Origin of the sequence: Xanthomonas cissicola, from assembly GCF_008801575.1 — a bacterium.
In the GTDB taxonomy this organism is placed as follows: domain Bacteria; phylum Pseudomonadota; class Gammaproteobacteria; order Xanthomonadales; family Xanthomonadaceae; genus Xanthomonas; species Xanthomonas cissicola.
The window spans coordinates 1-851 of sequence record NZ_VZPL01000217.1; the positions used below are offsets into that span (position 1 = coordinate 1).

Sequence of the window (851 nt, forward strand, 5' to 3'; positions counted from 1 at the left end):
AGAACCTGTTCACGATCTTCTGAGTAATAGCGCCAAGAAGGCCAAATGGATGAACTGCAGGCTGGTGTTGAGTTTGCGCTCGCAGTTCTTCCATAGCCTTCGGTTCTTCTCCAGCCAAGCAAAACTACGCTCGACAATCCATCGCTTGGGCATGACCTTGAAGGTGTGCAGTTCGCTGCGCTTGGCAATCTGCACCGTGAGCTGCTCGCCTAAAATCTCTCGCACGCCGTCGGCAAACGGTACTCCGGTGTAACCGCTGTCGCACAGTAAGCTTTGTACAAGCGTCAAGTTTGACTGACAGCGCTCCAATGCCTGCAGCGCACCTTTGCGGTCGGTCACCTCCGCCGTCGTCACCGCGATTGCATGAGGCAACCCATGAGTATCAACAGCGATATGCCGCTTGATGCCCGACACCTTCTTGCCTGCGTCATACCCCTTTTGCCCGGCTGTGTCCGTGTTCTTGACGCTCTGCGCGTCCACGATCAAGAACCTGGTGCAAGCGTTGCGCTCCTGTCTCGCGCGGGCCACGCCAACCTGATTTTTTGAGCGCCCGCTCCAGCAGGCTCACCCCCTCATCGTCGCACTCGCTCCACTTGGCAAAGTACGAGTGCACGGTCCGCCACTTCGGAAAGTCGCTGGGTAGCGCTCGCCATTGGCAACCGGTTCGCAGCACGTACAACACTGCGCACCACACCTCATACAAATCCACACGGCGTGGCTTGGTGCGCTTGCGCGCTTGTTCCAGGATCGGCAGCACGTGTGCGAACTGCTCCCGGCTCATGTCGCTCGGATAGGTCTTTTGGCGCATCCGCATAGTCTGCACTGATCAGCGAAGATCGTGAACAGGTTCT

The 851-nt window shown here is 57.7% G+C and carries 1 protein-coding gene; it reads right to left on the reverse strand.

Annotated features, from left to right (window positions below; genetic code table 11):
- Positions 1 to 9 precede the first annotated feature (9 nt).
- Positions 10 to 808, reverse strand: a protein-coding gene (locus F7R02_RS25665) for an IS5 family transposase (RefSeq protein ID WP_139370899.1) whose coding sequence is annotated in 2 segments (ribosomal slippage) — positions 10 to 538 and positions 537 to 808 — 801 coding nt in all. Because the reading frame shifts where the segments join, the coding sequence is not laid out codon by codon here.
- Positions 809 to 851 lie beyond the last annotated feature (43 nt).